This window comes from Rhizobium oryzicola, from assembly GCF_030504645.1.
Taxonomy (GTDB): domain Bacteria; phylum Pseudomonadota; class Alphaproteobacteria; order Rhizobiales; family Rhizobiaceae; genus Neorhizobium; species Neorhizobium oryzicola.
The window spans coordinates 46,293-66,761 of the sequence record NZ_JAUKWQ010000013.1; the positions used below are offsets into that span (position 1 = coordinate 46,293).

Below are 20,469 nucleotides of genomic sequence, written 5' to 3' on the forward strand. Positions count from 1 at the left end.
CCATGCCGGAAACGCCACTTGGAGATCAGCGTCAGCGCATCGACAAGTGGCTTTTCTTTTCTCGTATCGTGAAATCACGATCGCTGGCGCAGGAACTGGTGCAGGCCGGCTTCGTGCGAGTCAACGGGGAGGTTATCTCGCAACCGAGCCGGATGATCCGCGTCGGTGACCGCTTGGATCTGCAACTCGAACGGCGTGATATTATCTTGATCATCAAGGGTGCCGGCGAGCGGCGTGGACCCTTTTCCGAGGCTCGGCTTCTCTATGAAGATGTCAGCAGCCCGCAGCTTCCCCTGACAGCATTCGAACGAGCACAGCGCCGCCTTTGACGGGCGGAGATGGACCGAATCCTTCGACATTCACCCTGTGCTTTCTCCTTGCTAAGCCCAAGGAAAGCCATTAGGGACAAAGCAAAGCTGGGTCATGTTGCGGTGCGGCCCGCGCGATTCGTCCGGTCTCCCAAACCAACCGACAATCCCGCGCATCCTGCTGATACAGACCAACGTGATGTCATTGGAGTGCCTCATGACGTATGTCGTGACCGACAATTGTATTCGCTGCAAGTACACCGACTGCGTCGAAGTCTGCCCGGTCGATTGCTTCTACGAAGGCGAGAACTTCCTGGTCATTCATCCTGACGAATGCATCGACTGCGGCGTCTGCGAGCCTGAATGTCCCGCCGAGGCCATCAAGCCGGACACCGAGCCGGGTCTGGACAAGTGGCTGAAGCTCAATTCCGAATATGCCCAGATCTGGCCGAACATTACTGTTAAACGCGACGCCCTGCCCGAAGCGAAGGAAATGGACGGCGTGGAAAACAAGTTCGAACAGTTCTTCTCACCGGAGCCCGGCAAGGGCGATTGATTCCCCGGTACCGCACGCATAGCAATATCTGGCTGTTTGCTTAAATTTTACGCATACAGCCCGGTGTTGCTGATTTGCGCCGTCGAAAGCAAATCATTGATTTCTTCCCATATTTGTGGTAGACAACAAGAACTGTTCCACAAAGCGGCATTTGCGTGCCCAAAAACATCACGAAAGCACCTGATTCGCAGACGCGGTTTCCGTGACACATCGCAGTGAAGAGATGTTGTCGTAGAAGTGATCGCGACGGGAGAGTTGTTTTCGCGCGCTTGTTGTCGGACCAGTGTGGAGTCACCCGACGGTTCCCCCGTCTCATCCGGGCCTGACTGACCCGGCCCCGGCAGAGAAGCCGGGTGCGTAACAGGGAGTTTGTAAGACGTATGACGACCCAGCAGAAAAAATCTTCAGCGCGCCATGGATTCAAGACCGGTGAAGCGATCGTTTACCCGGCGCACGGAGTGGGCACTATCACGGCGATCGAGGAACAGGAAGTCGCTGGCATGAAGCTCGAACTTTTTGTTATCGATTTCGAAAAAGACAAAATGCGCCTGAAGGTTCCTGTCGCAAAGGCCGTCAGCATCGGCATGCGCAAGCTTTCTGAAACGGATTTCGTCGAGCGCGCGCTCAAGGTTGTACAGGGCAAGGCCCGCGTGAAGCGCACCATGTGGTCGCGCCGCGCGCAGGAGTATGATGCGAAGATCAACTCGGGCGATCTGATCTCTATCGCCGAAGTCGTTCGCGACCTCTATCGCGCTGAAAACCAGCCGGAACAGTCCTATTCGGAGCGTCAGCTCTACGAAGCTGCTCTTGACCGCATGGCGCGCGAAATCGCCGCCGTCAACAAGATGTCGGAAACGGAAGCTGTTCGCCTTGTTGAAACCAACCTTGCCAAGGGTCCCAAGCGCAGCAAGGTTCTGGACGACGAAGACACACAGGAAGAAGAAGAGGCCGCATAAGCCCTTCGAATATTTCCTCAAAAAACCCGGCCGCAAGCCGGGTTTTTTTATGGGAACTTTTTGCACCCCCATGCGTTGACCCGCCGGTACGGCGAAGAAGCTGCGTTCGCAGAGGCTTTGTGCCGCACCCGAGGAAGGACGGTCGAACTGTCTCTCCCCGATCAGAACGAGGGGAACAGATGCGCATGCCACCTTTGCCTATCCTGCCGCCATCAGTGGCCAGGAATCGACGGCATTGTCTCGGCCATACGTTTCTGTTGGGTCACACACCATCATGGAGAGCGCGATGAATGCCATTTCCGCAGACCGCAACATGATCAAGATTGCCATGTCGGCGCCTTATCTTGCGCGCGACGAAGAACGCAATCTGGCTGTTCGTTGGAAGGACGACCAGGATCAGGATGCGCGCAACCAGATCGCTCTGGCGCATATGCGGCTTGTTATCGCCATGGCATCCAAATTCCGCGGTTTCGGCCTGCCGATGAGCGACCTCGTACAAGAAGGTTATGTAGGGCTGCTGGAAGCCGCGGCAAGGTTCGAGCCAGAACGCGACGTGCGTTTTTCAACCTATGCCAGCTGGTGGATCAGGGCCTCGATGCAGGATTACATCCTGCGCAACTGGTCGATCGTGCGTGGCGGAACCAGCTCCGCCCAGAAGGCACTGTTCTTCAACCTGCGGCGCCTGCGAGCAAAGCTCGCCCGTGGCGACAACAACCTGTCCCCGCATACCATTCACGAAGAGATTGCGACTGCCCTCGGCGTCAGCGTGGCAGACGTCCAGACCATGGATGCCCGCCTTTCGCGCAACGATGCCTCGCTGCAGGCACCCTCAATTGCCGGTGATTCCGACAGCGGCGAGCGTCTCGACCTTCTTGAAAGCAATGAGCCGCTTCCGGACGAGCAAGTTTCCGGCATGATCGACGGCGAGCGCCGCATGAAATGGCTTCAAGGCGCGCTGACCAAGCTGAATGATCGCGAAAAGAAGATAATCCGTGCTCGGCGGTTGACTGATGATGGCGCTACCCTTGAGGCGCTTGGCGCTGAGCTTGGCATTTCCAAGGAACGCGTGCGCCAGATCGAAAGCCGCGCGATCGAAAAGCTGAAATCGGCCCTCGTCAACCTCAACCCGCAGATGGCGGCGGCCTGCTGAGGCAGGTCGCCATTATTCCGAAATGATTTTGACCCGCTGGCCGGGAGTCAATGACGCACCGGCCGGAAGCGCGTTGATGAGCTTGAAGAGATCAAGCTTGCGCTCCGTCCCCATCATGCGGGCAGCCATTGTCGTAATCGTCTCTCCCGGCTGAACCTTGACCACACGCACACGTAGCGGCTTCAGTTCCGCAGTTTCCTGCGGCGTCATGCGGCGAAAACTCTGCCGCAAGGTATCTGCCGTGGATTGGAGCGCGGAGCTTCCCTTCGGCACAGCCGTCAGGAAACGGAAGATCTGCTTGTCGAGACGAATGACCGTCACATCGAAATCCCAACGCTCGGCCGAAGCACGCGCCGTTGCAGCCGGCATACCGTTGATGGTCGTCTCACGCACCGTTTCCGGCAGAAGACCCGCCACCCAGCCGCTCGTCATGTAATTGGCCAGGCTCTGATTGTTGTCAGCCTGCACGCCGTCGAAGCGCACTGCAATCTCATCCGGACCTGTTGCCAGAACAGCTTCCTGCTTGTTGTCGATCCGGAAGCCTTCCGGCACCTCGAAACGGATCCCGAGCTTGGCATGCATGAAGGTCTGGTTGCGCACATAGCCCTCATCGGGGCTATCGCCGTAGAGAAGCCCGTCAATGCCCGTGAGGAAGTAATCACGACCCGTATCTCCCACGGTGCCTTCCTGACCAAAGGCGCGCGCATGCTGCCGCGCCAGTTCCACGCGCTGGGGCGCACTCGGGTGGCTGGACAAGAAGTCAAGGCTCTGGTCCGTATCGGGATCAACCGAAGAATAGCGCGCGTAAGCCGCCATGGAGTCCAGGAAGCGTGCGGCCGCGAAGGGATCATAACCGGCCTCCCCCAACATGCGCACGCCGATCACATCCGCCTGAAGTTCCTGCTGACGGGAGAAGGCGGCAAGCCTCAGCTTGCCACGTGCCAAAGCCTGCTTGCCCGCAAGATCGCTGGACAAAACCTCGGCCACAACACGGCTGGCGATCACTTCCGCCTCCTCGCGCTTCTGGCGCTCGATGCCGTGGTTGGCGGTCACGTGACCCATCTCATGGCTGAGGACGGCTGCCACTTCCGACGCATCATTGGCGAGTGCCAGCAGCCCGCGCGTCACATAGAGATAGCCGCCCGGAAGGGCAAAGGCGTTGATCGCCGGCGAGTTCAGGATCGTGATACGGAAGGACTGTGTCGGATTTTCCGAAACCGCGGTCAGCGCACCGGCGATGCGGGCAACAAGCCGCTCGGTCTTCGGATCGTGATACTCTCCGCCATAGCTTGCCACGATGCGAGGATGCTCGCGGGCCCCCATCTGGGCACGCGGATCATTCTTCTGCACCTCATCCACGGTCTGCGGTTTGGAGGAGGGCTTCAGGTCGTTCGTATAGGTCTGGTCGATGACGGACTGGCATCCGGAAAGACCCAAGGTGAGCGCAGCAACTGTCACCCCGGCGCGCAAGCTACCCAAGGAGACTGCTGCGCGGATAGGCCGACGGGGCGATGTGCCCTCAAACTGGCTGATGCTGTTGCGTCTACCGATCGAAACCGTCATATCCCCTAGCCCATCACCGGGCGCCTCATGCGGCACTCGCCTCCCCGCCGCATCATGCTGCGTCCGTCATGGATGGCTATTTTGCCTTCAACTGTGTCCAACTACTTAGCGCAATTCAGTAGAACAAACAGCATCGCAAGCAATCTTCCAATCCCTGTTGCATTGCGGCATCGCATCGCGCAGAGACCAAATTGTGGCGGATTGGTTGACGCTTTATGAACGGCGGAGAAATTCGCTGATGGCGCCTGATGTTTCCTGCGCAAGAAAATCATCGCGTTTTCCTGCAAAGCTTATCCGGCCTTCCTCCACGAACAAGACTTCATCCGCCAGGCGCCGAACCTCTTCAAGGTCATGCGTCACCATCAGGATGGTCGTTCCGTCATCGCGATGAAGCTCGAGAAGCAGATCAGCCATCGTGCTTCTGAGAGCTGGATCGAGAGCGGCGAAGGGCTCGTCCAACAGCAGGACGGGCCTGCGACGCACCAGTGCCCGCGCAAAAGCCGCCCGCTGACGCTCGCCCCCGGAGAGCGTTCCGGGTTTGCGGGTCTCGAAGCCGCCGAGCCCCACACGTTCGAGAGCGGCGGATACGTTGCGCCGATCCTCCTTCGCGAGCCTCAACGAGGGGCTGATACCCAGCGCAATATTGGTGAAGAGGTCGAGATGGGTGAAGAGGTTATTGTCCTGGAAGACCAGTGATACAGGACGCTCGGAAGGATGAAGCTCAGTGACATCCTGCCCCCCGATGACGATACGCCCCTGCTGCGGTGCCTCAAAACCGGCCACCAGATTGAGAAGGGTCGACTTGCCGGAGCCGGAGCGTCCGGTGATGGCGGTAATCAAACCTTCGCCTATGCTACAGTCGAAGTGAAAACGCTGTTCACCGAGCGCAAGCCTCACCTCGCGAAGCAGAATATCCGCCTTTTGACCATCCTTCATGGGCGCATCTCCCGCTCAGCGGTCCCGATCAGCGTCAGGCCCAGGCAGATTAGGCCGAGAATAAGGGCGAGGCTGTCGGCATCATGGGACCTGTAACTGCCGAGGCTGCTGTAAAGCAGCCAGGGCAACGTGACCAGATCCTGCGAACCGAACATGGCGACAGCGCCGAGATCCCCCAGCGAAAGCGCCATGGCAAACGAGAAAGCCATAGCCAGTGGCTGGCCCAGCACGCGCCAATCCACGATGCGCCAGCGGGAAAAGCCCGTGATACCGAGGCTTGCGACAAGCCGGGCTGTGCGGGCTCGATGTGATTGCAGGGCTGGTTGAAGAACACGCATGACGAAGGGCAGTGCCATCAGCATGTTGATGACGATGATGATGGGAATGGAAAAGCGCGAGACTTCACCGATCTCCCGCAAAATCAGAAACCAGCCCGTGCCGAGAACCACCGGCGGCACCAGAAGGACCAGCGAAGAAAGGCTGCCAAGGCTCGCGCTGAAGATCCGGGCGCTTCGCGGCGGCGCTCGGCGCTCTGCCACGACCTGACGCGCGAAGGCGATGACAAGGGCCAGCAACACACAGGCAAACGCCGACAACATCGCGATTGCGAGACTGGTGGACAATGCCTGCAGAAAAATGGCGCTTGTCACAATCTCCAGAAAATTGCTGCGCAACCCCGCCCATGCAATGGCCAGAAGCGGCAAGGACAGAAACAGGCAGGCGCACATGATTACGCCCGTATCCCAAATCCTCGCCGGCCAACTCTGCCCATCCATTCTCGATATACGCCGTCCCTCACCCATGTTCATGGGATCGTTCGCCGGCAGGCGCGATAAGAGAGCTAGAATGCAGGCGGTGACCAGGATCTGCAGCAGAGCCATGGCAATGGCACGCGCCGGATCGAAATCCAGGCGGAGCGACTGGTAAATGGCGACCTCCAGCGTGGTTGCCGCAGGCCCGCCCCCCAGCACCAGCACAAGCGTGAAGCTCGTCGCACACAGCATAAAGATCAGGCCCGCCGCACCGGGAATGGCGCGCAGCAAGGCGGGAAGCTCGATGAAGCGGAAGATCGACCATGACCTCATGCCAAGACTGGCGCCAAGCCGCCAGTATTCCTGTGGCAGGCCCTCCAGCACGGCGATCATCAAGCGGCAAGCCAGCGGAAAATTGAAGAACACATGGGCGATCAGAATGCCTGTCAGGCCGTAAATGCTGAGGGGCTGTTCAAGCCCCAGCGCCAGCAGGGCCTGATTGACAATCCCCTGTCGGCCAAACACCGTAATCAGGCCCAGCGCACCGGCCAGAACCGGCAGCCCCATCGGCACCGCCATCAACCGGATGATCCACAGCCTGCCGGGAAAATGCGGCCGGCGGCAAAGCGCGAGCGTGACAGGGATGGCAATCAGGATCGACAGGAGCGTTGAAAGAACAGCCTGCAACAGTGTGAAGCGCAGCAGGCTGAACGTATAGGCATCGAAACCGGAATTTTCCGGAAAGCGTGATGCAAAAGCCAGAAGAGCCAGAACCGGAAGCGCCGTGATCGCGATGACCAGAGTGAGCGCAACAATGCCGCCCGCCAGCGCCCGCCGCGCTTCCGCCTGTGTCAGCATGCGGTTACTTGATGCTCATGGCGGTCAGCCACTCACGCACCCAGGCCTGTCGGTTCTGGGCCACTTCTTCCGGGCTCAGCAGGAAGGTCTTCTGCGGCTTGACGAGCTTGGAAAAAGCATCCGGCAAGGCTTGAGAGGTGGCGGCTGCCGGCATCATCCAGTTCGTGGTGGGAATGATGTCCTGAAAGGCCGGAGAAAGCGTGAAGGACAGGAAACGCTGCGCCAGATCCTTTTCCTTGGCGCCTTTCAGCAGGCCGCTGACTTCCACCTGGATGTAATGACCTTCCTCAAAGCTTGCAGCCTGATAGCGATCCGTCTTCTCTTCCACCATGTGGTAGGCCGGCGACGTGACATAGGAGAAGACCAGCGGCACTTCACCCTTTGTGAAAAGGCCATAGGCTTCCGACCAGCCGGGCGTGACCGTCAAGACGCGGTTCTTCAGCTTGGCCCAGGCTTCCGGCGCCTTGTCGCCATAGACGGCCTTGACCCAGAGCAGCAGACCGAGACCGGGCGTCGAGGTGCGCGGATCCTGAATGGCGATCTTCTGGGAGGGATCACCGTCCACGAGATCCTTCAGGCTCTTGGGCGGGTTCTTGACCGTCTGCGTGTCGTAGATCACGGCAAAATGGCCGTAGTCATAAGGAACGAAAACGTCGTCCTTGAAGTCGCCGGGCACCTTGGCGCCGGCGGCATCAATGCCATGCGGCGCAAACAGGCCTGTATCCTTGGCTTCCTTGAAGAGGCTCGTATCGAGGCCGAGCGCGATATCGGCGGGCGACGAGGCGCCTTCCAGCTTCAGACGGGTCAGCAGAGCGACGCCATCGGCCACGGCTACGAACTTGACGGTGCAGTCGCAAGTCTTTTCAAACGCCGCCTTGACCTTCGGGCCAGGTCCCCATTTGGAAACGAAGCTTTCATAGGTGTAGATGGTGAGGGTCTTCTTGTCTTCGGCGTGAACCGTCGCCGCCAGCAACACGGTGGCCGTAGCAATCAGCGAAAATACATTCATCTTGCGCATCAGCGCCTCCTCAACGTGATGAAGGGGAATAGGGCGCTGATCATCCGTGCCGTCTAATCCCTCCGCCGGTATCAACCGGATCAGGTTCCGCGGGTTGGCTTTGTCTGCCTCTCAGCCGCGCAAGGCGGCACCCCGTTAGATCGGTATATGGTTTAGCTTCACCAACTTACGTTGGCAAGGGTTGCATCAAGCACTGAAACGCATCAGCTCGCGGGGCACGGCTGCGACGCCGCCCACCCGATTGGCAACCGCATAGGTGATGCATTCTTCGACGACATCAGGCATGACAGGCTTGCTGAGCACGCCAAGCGAGGGCACCGCCTTCCCCGCCAACTGTTCCGGGTTGGCAGTCATGAAGATGACCGTTACACCAAAACGCTCGCTGAGTTCACGACCGATCTCCGGACCCGTTGCACCATCGGAGAGGTTCACATCAACAAGGGCAATATCGACGAAAGGGGCAAGCGTCAGAGCATGCTGACGACCGCTGGCAAAGCCTGCGACCTTCAACCCCATGGCTTCGATGGTTTCTGCCATATCGAGTGCGATGAGAAACTCATCTTCAACAATCAGGACACGCTGGTTCATGGCTGCATCTTCCAGCCGACGACGCGCTACATTTGCCGACATTGGACATTCCTCTGTTGACCCGGTACCCTCCACAAGGACATTCCTCATGATCAGGATGATGGCCGAACGCCCAATCTGATTTTATGTTCCTCTGCGTAACATCTTTTTCTTCAGATTAAATCTCTGTTAATGCTAACAAAAACTTAAATCACCCCTCCAGTTCTTCGCGCAGCATCTCCAACTCCAGCCATTCTTCTTCCATCCGCTGGAGATTATCGCGCAGCTTTTCAAGCTCGCCTGCGATGCGGTTAAAGGCTGCAGGATCCTTGGTGAAGAGGTTGGGATCGGCCATCTTCGCCTCACGGGAGGCGATCTCCTTCTCGATCTTCTCCATCTCCTTCGGCAGGTTTTCCAGCGCAAACTTCTGCTTGTAAGAAAGCTTGCCCTTGTTCTTGGGTGCCTCCGATGCGGCAGTCGGGTTGGCTGCCGCGGCCGCTTCTGCCTTGGCCTTGTCAGCCTTGCGCTTCTCCTCAAGCGCACCCTTCCGCTGGGCAAGCATGTCCGTATAGCCGCCGGCATACTCGATCCAGCGTCCGTCCGGCGCATCCGGGTTGGCCGGCGCAATGGTGGAGGTTACCGTGCGGTCGAGAAAATCGCGGTCGTGGCTGACGAGGATAACGGTGCCGGCATACCCCGCCACGATCTCCTGCAGGAGATCGAGGGTCTCGATATCGAGGTCGTTGGTTGGCTCGTCGAGGATCAGGAGGTTCGAAGGCTTTGCCATGATGCGCGCCAGCATCAGGCGCGCACGTTCACCACCGGAGAGGTTCTTGATCGGCGTGCGCATCTGCTCCGGCTGGAACAGGAAGTCTTTCATATAGCCCGCGACATGCCGCTGCTCGCCATTGACCAGCAGCGTTTCGCCACGTCCATCCGTCAGATAATGGCTGAGCGAGTCCTCAAGATTCAGGTCCTCGCGCTTCTGGTCGAGGGTGGCAATCTCGAGATTGGTGCCGAGCTTCACGAAGCCGCCATCTGGCTCCAGCTGGCCCGTCAGCATCTTCAGAAGCGTCGTCTTGCCGGCACCATTGGGACCGACGAGACCGATGCAGTCGCCACGATGCACGCGCAGCGAAAAGGGCGCAACGATCTGGCGCTCGCCATAACGTTTGGTGATCTGGTCCGCCTCGATGACCAGCTTGCCGCTTTCCTTGCCTTCCGTAATGCCGGCCTGGATCGTCCCTTGCGGGCCGCGATGGCCACGATATTGCGACCGCAGGCTCTGCAATTCACCGAGGCGGCGCATGTTGCGCTTGCGCCGTGCGGTCACGCCATAACGCAGCCAATGCTCCTCACGCTCGATCTGTCGGCCGAGCTTGTGCTGCTCCAGCTCTTCCGCTTCCAGCACTTCGTCACGCCAGGCCTCGAAGAAGGCAAAGCCCTTGTCCAGCCGCCGCGACAGGCCGCGGTCCAGCCAGACGGTCGCCGTCGAGACCTTTTCCAGGAACCGGCGGTCGTGCGAAATCAGCACCAGCGCGCTGCGGGATTTCTGCAATTCCGCTTCCAGCCATTCGATCGTCGGAAGATCGAGATGGTTGGTCGGCTCGTCCAGCATCAGGATATCCGGTTCCGGCGCCATGACGCGGGCAAGGGCTGCGCGGCGCGCTTCACCACCGGAAAGCCGCGCCGGGTTTTCCTGGCCGGTCAGGCCAAGATGCTCCAGCAGATAGGTCACGCGGTAGGGATCATCGCCGGGACCAAGGCCCGCTTCCGCATAGGCCTGCACCGTGTCGAAGCCATCGAAATCCGGCGCCTGCTCCAGATAGCGGATGGTCGAAGCCGGGTGCCGGAAAACCTCTCCGGATTGCGCCTCGACGATCCCCGCCGCAATCTTCATCAGCGTCGACTTGCCCGATCCGTTGCGGCCGACAAGGCAGATGCAATCGCCCGGTTCCACCTGCAGGTTGGCGCCGTCGAGAAGCGGCGTGCCGCCGAAGCTCAGGCGGATGTCGTCGAGTTTCAAAATAGGAGGTGCCATGGATCAGGCTCCTGTCAGATCATAAGGGCGCGCCATCAGCAGCGCTCGGCCTGTGGCAAGCGATACGGAGATCGCGCCTTCGGCAATGTTCGATATGGTGCGCGACGAACCGAAGGGCAAAGAAAAGCCGGTCAGTGGATAGCGCACATTGCCAAGCGTAAGGCCGGCTAGATTCGTAAAGCCCAGTACGGAAAACAGCGAGCCGCGCGGCAGCTCCAGCTCCATCTCGTCGCCATCGATCAGCGGATAGGCTTCCTCCTCGCCCGAGGTCAGCATGATCTCGATGCCTTCCGCCGCGAGCGCCAGTGCATGCAGCATGTGCTGCAGGGCGTGGTCGGAGCGTTCACCCCCCATCGCACCCGCCAGGATCAAGCGATCGGCACCCCGCGCCAGCGCTTCCGCCACAGCAATTTCGCCGTCCGTCGCAGCCTTCGCAGCCGGATAGGAATGGCGCTTCACCGACGCCCAGCGCGCCTTCAGCAGAGCATCACTGGAATCGAAATCCCCCACCCAGAGTTCGGGTGTTACGCCGAGCGTCGAGGCATGGCGAATGCCGCTATCGGCCGCAATAAAGCGGCTGCCGTCGATCAGGTCGCGCAGCCTGTCCGTGACGGTCAGACTGCCGCCGAGAAGAATCGTGAATGTCGTAGAATTCATGGCCAAAGCCCTTAACCTTCCGAAGGAGAAAGGGGAAGTGGGCAGTGCGCAAATGCCTGCTCTCAATGGGCATGAATAGCAAAAGGCCCGCGCAAACCCTGAAGTCTGCGCGGGCCCTGGTTCATCTCGTCAGGAGCCTCAGGCGATGAGGTGGCCCTCATCCTTGGCAACCGGCTGACCGTCGATGGTGACCGACGTCTCGCTGGAGCCCGCGGCCTTCTCCACCACGATATGGTGCGTCTTGCCATCCAGCTGCAGGTCGGCGGTGAAGCCGGTCCAGTCGGTCGGCAGAACGGGCTTCACGAAGAGGCGATTGCCTTCGCGACGAATGCCGAGAATGCCTTCCACCGCCGCGCGATAGAGCCAGCCAGCCGAACCCGTATACCAGGACCAGCCACCACGACCGGTATGCTCGCCAACACCGTAGATATCGGCGGACACGACATAAGGCTCGACGCGGTAGTGTTCGGCCTTGGCCTGATCCAGCGCGTGGTTGATCGGGTTCAACAGCTGGAAGGCCTTCCAGGCATCGTCACCACGATTGAGCTCTGCCAGCGCCAGCACGACCCAGATGGCCGCATGGGTATACTGGCCGCCGTTTTCGCGAATGCCCGGCGGATAGGCCTTGATATAGCCCGGGTCCTTCGGCGTGTTGGCAAAGGCCGGAGTGAACAGGCGGATGATGCCCGCCTCTTCGTCCACCAGCTTTTCCATCACCGCATTCATGGCCTGCTGCTGACGCTCCGGATCACCTTCGCCGGACAGAACGCTCCAGGACTGGCCGAGCGAATCGATCGCGCATTCCAGGTTGCCGTTCGCGCCGAGCGGACCGCCATCGTCGAAGTAACCGCGACGATAATAGGTGCCGTCCCAGCCGGCCGTTTCCAGCGCATGCTTGAGCGAGCCGAGATGCGCCGTCCAACGGTCGATACGCGCCTGATCGCCGCGTTCCTGTGCGTAAGGCAGGAACTTGCGCAGCGCCGCCGCCAGGAACCAGCCGAGCCAGACGCTGGTGCCGCGACCGCCGATGCCGACGCGGTTCATGCCGTCGTTCCAGTCACCGCCCAGAATGAGCGGCAGACCGTTGGAGCCGGTGCGCGAGATAGCCAGATCCAGCGCGCGGGCCGCATGTTCGTAAAGCGTGCCGCTTTCAGCTGACACTTCCGGCTTGAAGAAGGCATCATGCTGGCCAGGTGTCAGCATCGTGCCCTGCAGGAACGGCAGTTCCTCGTTCAGCACGGCCGCATCGCCCGTCGCCTGGATGTACTGGTTTGCCGCATAGGCAAGCCAGACCACATCATCCGAGATGGAGGAGCGAACGCCCGCACCCGTGCCCGGCAACCACCAATGCTGCACGTCACCTTCCCTAAACTGGCGGCTGGCGGCATTGACGATCTGACGACGCGCCAGCGACGGTTCGTGGATGAGGAAGGCCAACGTGTCCTGCAACTGGTCGCGGAAGCCATAGGCACCCGAGGACTGGTAGAAGGCGGTACGCGACATGATGCGGCAACCGAGCGCCTGATAGGGCAGCCAGCTGTTCACCATCAGATCAAGCGACTTGTCCGGCGTCGAAATCTTCAGGCGGCCGGTGAAGTCCTGCCAGAAGCCACGCGTCGTACGAAGCGCCTTGTCGAAGGGTTCCGCCTTGATTTCAGCCACCAGAGCGGCTGCCTCTTCGCGCGTGGCGCAATCGCCGAGGAAGAAGGTCACGACCTTTTCCTCACCGGCTGCCAGCTCGATGTCATAGGCAAGCGCCGAGCAGGGAGCGCCATCCGGCTCCACCGAGCCGTTGAGCGGAGAGCCGCCCACGACAGCCGTCGGTGCGGCAACCGTACCGAACCGGCCGATGAATTCCCGGCGGCTGGTGGTGAAGCCTGTCGGTGTCACATCCGTGCCGAAGAAGGCCGTGCGGCGGTAGTCGATGCTGTAGGGGTTGGTCGCAAACAAGGCACCGCTTGCCTCGTCACGGCTGCCCAGGATGAAGGGCAGCGTGCGCTGCGGGTTGTTGCCGAGCATCCATTCCACATAACCATAGACACGCAGCTTGCGCGGCGCGCTGCCGGTGTTGCGCAGGGTCATGCGGGACAGCTTGACCGGGCGGTTGCGATCCACCGTCTGCGTCAGCGACAGCGTCAGCCCCTCGTCTTCCGAGGTAAAGGTGGAGTAGCCGAGGCCGTGACGGGCTTCGAAGGCAACCGATGGACGGCGCGACAGGGCCGCGAACGGGGTGGAGACCACGCCGCTTTCCAGATCCGTCACGTAGAAGGCTTCGCCCGGACGGTTGATGACCGGATCATTGGACCATGGCGTCAGCTGGTAATCGCGGGAGTTCTGGCTCCAGGTGAAGCCGGCACCTTCTGCCGAGATGTGGAAGCCGAAGTTCTCGTTGGAGATGACGTTGATCCACGGATGCGGTGTCGCACCGCCACCCTGCAGACGCACGACATATTCTTCGCCAGCTTCCGAGAAGCCGCCGAAACCGTTCCAGAACTGCAGATCCTTGCCGCCCTCTTCGCCGACGACCTTGCCGAAATCATCCTGCGTGAGCAGCGGACGGCGATCGGTCTCGATCTCGACGCCGCGCGGCGACGAGAAGAGCGAAACGGCGCGATTGACCTGATCTTCGATCTTGCCGTTATGGGCATGCAGGACCACGCGGGACGCGGCGATCAGCGCCGCCCAGACATGCTCGTCCATCAGGTCGCGACGCAGCGCGAAGACCTGCTGGCGGCCTTCCGTCTGGCCGAGACGACGAATGTTCTCGCTCAGATGGTCGATCGCATGCTGCATGTCCTGTGCGTAGGAGGCAGCCTTTTCGTTGACGATCGCCAGATCGATCATCACGCCGCGCGAGCGCAGGTATTCCTGGGCGGACAAGGCTTCCTTGACCACTTCCATATCCATCTCGTCATTCACGCGCAGCGTGAAGATCGGGAGATCCCCCGAGATGGAAAGGCCCCAGAGTTCGCGCTGCGAAGCAAGGCCGGAGACGACCGTTGCCGCATCGGCGCGCAGATACATGTCGGGATAGACAAGGTAGCGGCCGAGATGCTGGAAGGCAGCCGCCTGCTGAGAGCTGATGCCGATATGGCGCATCTGCACCTGCACGCGGGTCCAGGCCTGCGTGAGTTCCGAGCCGAAGGCATCCGGGTGACGGTAGCGTTCGATCGCGACATCCAGTTCTTCGCGGCTGGGCGCGGCAATCGTCCAGAAGATTACGCTGACCTTCTTACCAGCAGGCACGCGAACGACGCGGCGCAGCGACAGGATCGGGTCAAGCGTGAAGCCGTCCGTACCGGACAGCGTTGCATCCGGATCGAACGCGGCGGCTTCGGCCAGCGTGCGGCCACGGCCGAGGAAGCGACGGCGATCCGTCTCGAATTCGGTCGGACGGGCGGAGCCGGCATTGTCGGCTGCCAGATGCGCCACATGGACCGCCGGCTCGCTCGGGCTGCGCTTGTTGCGCCAGGCGCGGATCACGTCACCGCGGCGGCCGATTTCGGTGCGGATGAACATGCGCGAGAAGACCGGATGCGCGTTATCGTCATCCTCGTTCGCCAGCACCGGTTCGAGGTAGGAGGTCACTTCGATGAAGCGATCTTCCGTGCCCGTGTTGAGCAGCGTCAGGCGACGGCCTTCCGCATCATGTTCGGTCGCCACTATGCACTCGACGGTGCTGGTGAGCGTGCCAACAGTCTTGACGAATTCCGCCTTCTCGTCGCCGAACACGGCCTTGGTCTTTTCGCCTTCGATACGGCGCGGTTCCGCGGTGGTGGACCACCACTGTCCGGTGGCCGTGTCGCGCAGGAACAGGAAGTTGCCCCAGCGGTCCTCGACCGGATCGGGCTTCCAGCGGGTGACGGCGAGGCCGTTCCAGCGGGAATAGCCTGTACCGGTAGCGGTCAGCATGGTGGAATAGTGACCGTTGGAGAGGAACACCATTTCGCGATCGCGGCTTGCCGGATCCTGAATGGTGCGGATTTCCGGGCGCAGCAGGTCGGCCTGGCCCTTGCCGGGCGTTTCCGGCTCGTACTTCGAGCCCATAACAGGCACTTCGCGCGGCGCTTTTTCCTGCAGCAGCAGTTCGGCGGCTTCCACGACAGGATCGGCATGGAAGAGTTCGCGCAGCTTGCCGTTGTTGACGACGTTGGCGATGGCCGCAATCGACATGCCATGGTGGTGGGCATAGTAGTTGTAGACCACGGCGCAACGCTTGCCTTCCGGCACGCGGGTCGGCGTGTAATCGACCGCATCGTGGAAACCATACTTGCCGAGCGCACCGACGGCGCGCAGCTTCTTCAGGTTTTCCAGCGCTGCCAGCGGGTTGTACTGGCTGGCGAGGATCGACGCATAAGGCGCGATGACGGCGTTCTGGCCGAGGCCACGCTTGAGGCCAAGCGTCGGTACACCGAAGTTCGTGTACTGATAGTTGTAGTTATGGTCGCGCGCATTGAAGGCAGCTTCCGAAATCCCCCAGGGGATATTCAGTCGGCGACCGTGGTTCATCTGTTCTTCGACGATCAGATTGTTCGTCTGGTTCAGGATGCCACCCTGACGCTCCTGCATGACGAGCGGCGGCATCAGATATTCGAACATGGAGCCCGACCAGGAGATCAGGGCGCCGCGTGCGCCGATCGGCACGACCTGGCGGCCAAGGCGATACCAGTGTTCCGTCGGCAGATCGCCCTTGGCAATCGCAAACAGGCTGGTCAGGCGGCATTCGGACGCCAGAAGGTCATAGCAGGCTTCGTCAAGGTCGTTGCTCTCAACGCGATAGCCGATGGAGAGCAGGCGACGGTCCTTCCGGTAGAGGAAGGTGAAGTCCATCGAGAAGGCCAGATTGCGGGCGCGGTCACGCAGTTGCGTGAGGCGCTGGCGCAGCGGCTCGATGTTCGTCATGTCGAAGGTGCTGTCGGCGATATGGGCTTCGCAGGCCGCAACCAGCGATTCCGACCAGCGCGTGACTTCCGTGCTCTGGGCAGAGCTGACCTCGTGGTCGAGGTTGGCTGCCAACTGCTGGATGTCGCGTGCGAGGACCGACAGGTTGATGATGCGGATGGACGCGAACTCATGCTCGCGCTTGACGGCAGCAAGCGCATTGCCGAAGCCGATGATGCGCTCTTCCAGGCGGCGGCGCAGCGGACGAACCGTCTTGCGATCGTCAGGCAGTTCTTTCAGCACTTCCGAGAGAATGCCGGCAACGTCGCCGATACCATCAAGATTGGCCTGAAGATGCGCAGACGGCGCTTCCGCCCATTCGCGGCAGGCCGAGGAGACGGCAATAAGATGGCCGGCAAGGTTGCCGCTATCGACCGTCGAGACATAACGCTGGCCAAGCGTCTGCAGGCTGTCCGTATGGTACCAGTTGTAGAGGTGACCGCGGAACTTCTCCATCTTCTCCATGGTGGAGACGGTGTTTTCGAGACGCTCCAGTGTTTCCTGGAAGCTCAGCCAGCCGAAATGGCGACCCGAAATCGTGGAGAGGAGATAGACGCCGATATTGGTAGGCGAGGTCCGCTTGGCAACGATCGGGTCAGGCCGCTCCTGGAAGTTATCAGGCGGCAGGTAATGCTGGTCTTCCGTGACGAAGGCTTCGTAATAGCGCCAGGTACGGCGCGCAATCTTGCGCAGCTCGACCGACACTGGCTCCGGCACGAACAACGTGTCCTCGGTTTCCGCCGACTGGCTGACATACCAGGCAATAAAGGGCGAGACGACCCAGAGGAAGACGAAGGGAATACCGATCAGGAAGGCGTTATCCGCCGGCAGGGCTGAAAAGATCAGGCCGAGCAGGGCCGCCACAGGCGCGTGCCACATGGAGCGGTAATAATCCTGCGGCTTGCCCTGCGCGGAGGACTGGATGCTGGCGGCGGTGCGCCATTCGAGCATCAGTTTGCGGCTGACGAACAGGCGATAGAGCGAGCGCACGATCGCATCGATCATCATGAAGGCCGAGTCGGCAATGAAGACGATACGAAGAGCGACCTGGGCATTTGCGGCCCGCACATCCGACCAGACGGAATAGAAGTGCGCGCGCGGCACGATATCCGTCGAGCGCGGCAAAAGGCCCGTGATCAGCGACAGTGTAGGCGCAACGAAGAGCGAGAAGATCAAGAGGATCTGCCAGATCAGCGCGCCGAGCGGCGACATGAAGTACCAGCCGAGAACGGAGGCGAAGAACCAGGCGATCGGGGTCAGCGAACGACGAAGATTGTCTACCATCTTCCAGCGGCCAAGCGCCGTCACACCACGCATCGGGTCGAGGATATAGGGAAGCAACTGCCAGTCGCCACGCGCCCAGCGATGCTGACGCGACACTTCCACCTCGTAGCGGGTGGGGAAGTCTTCAACCAGTTCGACGTCCGTTACGAGTGCGCAGCGGGCGAACGAACCTTCCAGAAGGTCGTGGCTGAGGACGGCATTTTCTTCGATGCGACCGCGCAGAGCGGTCTCGAAGGCGTCAACATCATAAAGGCCCTTACCCGTGAAGGTGCCTTCGCCCGTCAGGTCCTGGTAGACGTCGGAGACGGTGAAGACGTAAGGGTCGATGCCGCGGTTCATGGAATAGACGCGCTGGAACACCGAGGCGTCCTTACCCGTCGTCAGCGACGGCGTCACGCGCGGCTGCAACAGGCCATACCCCTGGACAACACGGCCCGTTGCGGGATCATGCACCGGACGGTTGATTGGATGGTGCAGCTTGCCGACGAGCTTGGTCACCGCATCACGCATCAGGCGCGTGTCGGCATCCAGCGTCATGACATATTTCACGTTTTCAGGCACCACATTGGCGCCCTGCATATAGGTGGTGTCCTTGTCGCCACGCAGCAGCAGGTTCAACTCATGCAGCTTGCCGCGCTTGCGCTCCCAACCCATCCACACGCCTTCTGCCGGATTGAACAGGCGGCGGCGATGCAGGAGGAAGAAGCGAGTCTTGCCTTCATAGGCATAGCGGGAAGACAGCAGCGCCACTTCGCGGCGGGCATATTCCAGCACCTCCAGGTCCGCAGCGGTCTGCTCGACATTGCTGTCGCGCCAGTCGCTCAAGAGCGCGTAATAGACTTCGCCGCGCGGATTGGCGAGGTAATGGACTTCGAGGTTGCGGACGAGTTCATCCACCGTATCGCGATTGGTGATGAGGCAGGGCACCACGACCAGCGTGCGTGCTTCCTCAGGAATACCGTTCTTGAACTCGTAGCCGACGAGGCGCGATGGCTTCACGATATAGGTGACGAGCGTGTTGAACAGGCCTGTCGCACCTTCCGACGCCGGCAGCGAGAACATCAGCAGGAACAGCAGGATGACCGGCCAGGACATGCCCGCATGGCCAAGGAAGTAGCCGACGATGGCAAGCGCCAGGAAGGTGAGGAACAGCACGGGTGCTGCGACCGAGAACCAGTTCAGCGACTGGATGGTGCGGAGAATCTTCTGCGCCACGGTCGGCGTATATCCGACACGCTTTTCCAGATCCTCGCGGTACATGCCGGTCAGGAAAGCGCCCACATTGGCCTTGTGCGGGTCCGGCTCCGGCGCATTGGCGGCTTCCGATGCCAGTGCGATTGCGGCACGCGCCACGTCGATTTCGCTCTTGCCGCAGTAGCGCGCGATCTTTTCGATGCGGTTGCGGTAGGAGTTACGCGAGCCGAAATCCAGGTCGTTGTAATCGCTCTGCTCGCGCAGAACCTGGTCGACAAGGCAGACATCCTCGAACCAGACGCTCCACTCGGTATCGTCAATCTCACGAAGGCTCTTGATGATGTTGCCCATCGTGACATTGCCGGAGGAGAGGCGGTTCTGTTCCGCCATCATCACTTCTTCAGTGTCGGTGCCGGCGGCTGCCAGGCGCGCTTCCAGCCACTGGATGGCGAAGCTCGGCGACTGCGAGGCATTGCGCAGGCGATAGAGGAACTGCGTCGAGAAGGTATTGTCGTCCGTCAGCGGCTCGATCTTCTTCAGAAGCTCGGCGCTGGCCGCCTCGTCGTTCAGCTTGATGATCGTATCGGCCGCATCATTGGCCTGCTGGCGCATGCGGCGGGATTTTTCCACGCGAATGGAGATGCGGCGCAGATTTTCGATCAGGACGAAGCGTAGGAAGGACGGCAGCGCCCAGAGCTCGCCGATTTCCAGCGATTGATGCACCTGGAAACCTTCCGTCATCGCCGTCAGGTTTTCGCGGTTCACCGTGCTGTGGGTATGGGAGACATAAAGCCAGGCGAGCGCCAGAACACGCGGAATTTCGACGCTTCCCACCCGCATGGTCGGCAGCTGGCGATAGAACTTTTTCGGAAAGTCACGGCGGACTTCCTGGATCGCCTCTTCAACGATGTAATGGTTGTCGAGCAACCATTCCGCGGCCGGGGTAATGGTCGCACCCGCTTCTACATCCTTGGCGGTCGTGCGGTAAACGCGCAGGATTTCCCGTTCGTTTTCCTTGTGCCGCTCATGAAAGTCGAAAGGCATGAAGCCCGGCAACGTCTGGGCGCCATCGCGCGCCAGAGTCTCGCCGCAGGTCTTCAGGGCCTCGGCGTTGAAGTAGGTCGCTCGGATCGCCTCGTTGTGGTCGATCTGCTTGCCTTCGGTTTCACGAGTGGTCGCAGCAGGCGGTGTGTGAAAGGACATGGCGTTGACTTCTGGATTCTAAGGAACTGGCGGGGTCGAGACGGACGAATATGGGGTAGGCTAAAGCCGACGAGGCTCGACGAGGCGGGAAGCTGGACAATTCAATCGCCGCTGCCCCCAAGGGCGCCGGAGATGGACGGCAGACAGACGAAACCTGTTCACATGCTTCTCCAAAACTACTACCGCTCGCCTCTAGCCCGTCAGGTCTGAATGAAACCTGAACATATTCAGCCGGTTGGAATATAGAATAATGCGATCCATCCCTGTTTCGCCAAGGAAGAATGATGCAGGTGGCACGAACCCGCTTTTGCAACGGCACTCCCATACCGCAGCAAGCCTCCATCCCATCGGAACCTCTACCACCAATGACCGGGGAGATCGACACTTCAATCGAAGAGTAAGCAGATCGATGCCGATGAAGGGTTACGTGGCCAAGACGACGCTGCTATGACGGCGCAACAGCCTGATGACCGCGAGGTAGAAGC

At 60.4% G+C, this 20,469-nt stretch carries 12 protein-coding genes and 1 riboswitch; of the genes, 4 read left to right on the forward strand and 8 right to left on the reverse strand.

Annotation, left to right across the window (positions count from 1 at the left end; genetic code table 11):
- Positions 1 to 2 precede the first annotated feature (2 nt).
- The 4 genes from Q2T52_RS24085 (at position 3) to Q2T52_RS24100 (ending at position 2,970) form a co-directional block, all read left to right on the forward strand.
- Positions 3 to 329: an RNA-binding S4 domain-containing protein gene (locus Q2T52_RS24085; protein WP_302079467.1), complete on the forward strand. Its 327-nt coding sequence runs from the start codon at positions 3 to 5 to the stop codon at positions 327 to 329.
- A gap of 196 nt (positions 330 to 525) precedes the next feature.
- Positions 526 to 864: a ferredoxin FdxA gene (gene fdxA / locus Q2T52_RS24090; RefSeq protein WP_302079468.1), complete on the forward strand. Its 339-nt coding sequence runs from the start codon at positions 526 to 528 to the stop codon at positions 862 to 864.
- Positions 865 to 1,244: 380 nt separating this feature from the next.
- On the forward strand, positions 1,245 to 1,820 hold the full coding sequence (locus Q2T52_RS24095) for a CarD family transcriptional regulator (RefSeq protein WP_302079469.1): 576 nt from the start codon (positions 1,245 to 1,247) through the stop codon (positions 1,818 to 1,820).
- A 286-nt stretch (positions 1,821 to 2,106) separates the two neighbouring features.
- A complete protein-coding gene (locus Q2T52_RS24100; protein ID WP_302079470.1) occupies positions 2,107 to 2,970 on the forward strand; it encodes an RNA polymerase factor sigma-32 in 864 nt (287 codons plus the stop codon).
- 12 nt (positions 2,971 to 2,982) lie between these two features.
- Here Q2T52_RS24100 and Q2T52_RS24105 read toward each other — a convergent pair whose 3' ends face one another.
- The 8 genes from Q2T52_RS24105 to Q2T52_RS24140 form a co-directional block, all read right to left on the reverse strand.
- On the reverse strand, positions 2,983 to 4,533 hold the full coding sequence (locus Q2T52_RS24105) for a M48 family metalloprotease (protein ID WP_302079471.1): 1,551 nt from the start codon (positions 4,531 to 4,533) through the stop codon (positions 2,983 to 2,985).
- A 213-nt stretch (positions 4,534 to 4,746) separates the two neighbouring features.
- A complete protein-coding gene (locus Q2T52_RS24110; RefSeq protein ID WP_302079472.1) occupies positions 4,747 to 5,469 on the reverse strand; it encodes a thiamine ABC transporter ATP-binding protein in 723 nt (240 codons plus the stop codon).
- Complete coding sequence (gene thiP, locus Q2T52_RS24115; protein ID WP_302079473.1) at positions 5,466 to 7,079, reverse strand: thiamine/thiamine pyrophosphate ABC transporter permease; 1,614 nt, start codon at positions 7,077 to 7,079, stop codon at positions 5,466 to 5,468. The genes Q2T52_RS24110 and thiP overlap by 4 nt, the downstream gene beginning before the upstream one ends.
- A 4-nt stretch (positions 7,080 to 7,083) precedes the next feature.
- Positions 7,084 to 8,097, reverse strand: a complete 1,014-nt coding sequence (gene thiB, locus Q2T52_RS24120) for a thiamine ABC transporter substrate binding subunit (RefSeq protein WP_436799586.1) — start codon at positions 8,095 to 8,097, stop codon at positions 7,084 to 7,086.
- Positions 8,098 to 8,137: 40 nt separating this feature from the next.
- A riboswitch (TPP riboswitch) is annotated at positions 8,138 to 8,242 on the reverse strand.
- 41 nt (positions 8,243 to 8,283) lie between these two features.
- Entirely contained in the window at positions 8,284 to 8,727 is a 444-nt protein-coding gene (locus Q2T52_RS24125; RefSeq protein WP_302079474.1) for a response regulator, read from the reverse strand.
- A gap of 148 nt (positions 8,728 to 8,875) precedes the next feature.
- Positions 8,876 to 10,705 carry an ABC-F family ATP-binding cassette domain-containing protein gene (locus tag Q2T52_RS24130; RefSeq protein ID WP_302079475.1) on the reverse strand — a complete coding sequence of 610 codons (1,830 nt, stop codon included), beginning with the start codon at positions 10,703 to 10,705 and terminating at the stop codon, positions 8,876 to 8,878.
- 3 nt (positions 10,706 to 10,708) lie between these two features.
- Entirely contained in the window at positions 10,709 to 11,362 is a 654-nt protein-coding gene (locus Q2T52_RS24135; protein WP_302079476.1) for a thiamine diphosphokinase, read from the reverse strand.
- Positions 11,363 to 11,500: 138 nt separating this feature from the next.
- On the reverse strand, positions 11,501 to 19,984 hold the full coding sequence (locus tag Q2T52_RS24140; protein ID WP_302079477.1) for a glycoside hydrolase family 94 protein: 8,484 nt from the start codon (positions 19,982 to 19,984) through the stop codon (positions 11,501 to 11,503).
- Positions 19,985 to 20,469: the final 485 nt, after the last annotated feature.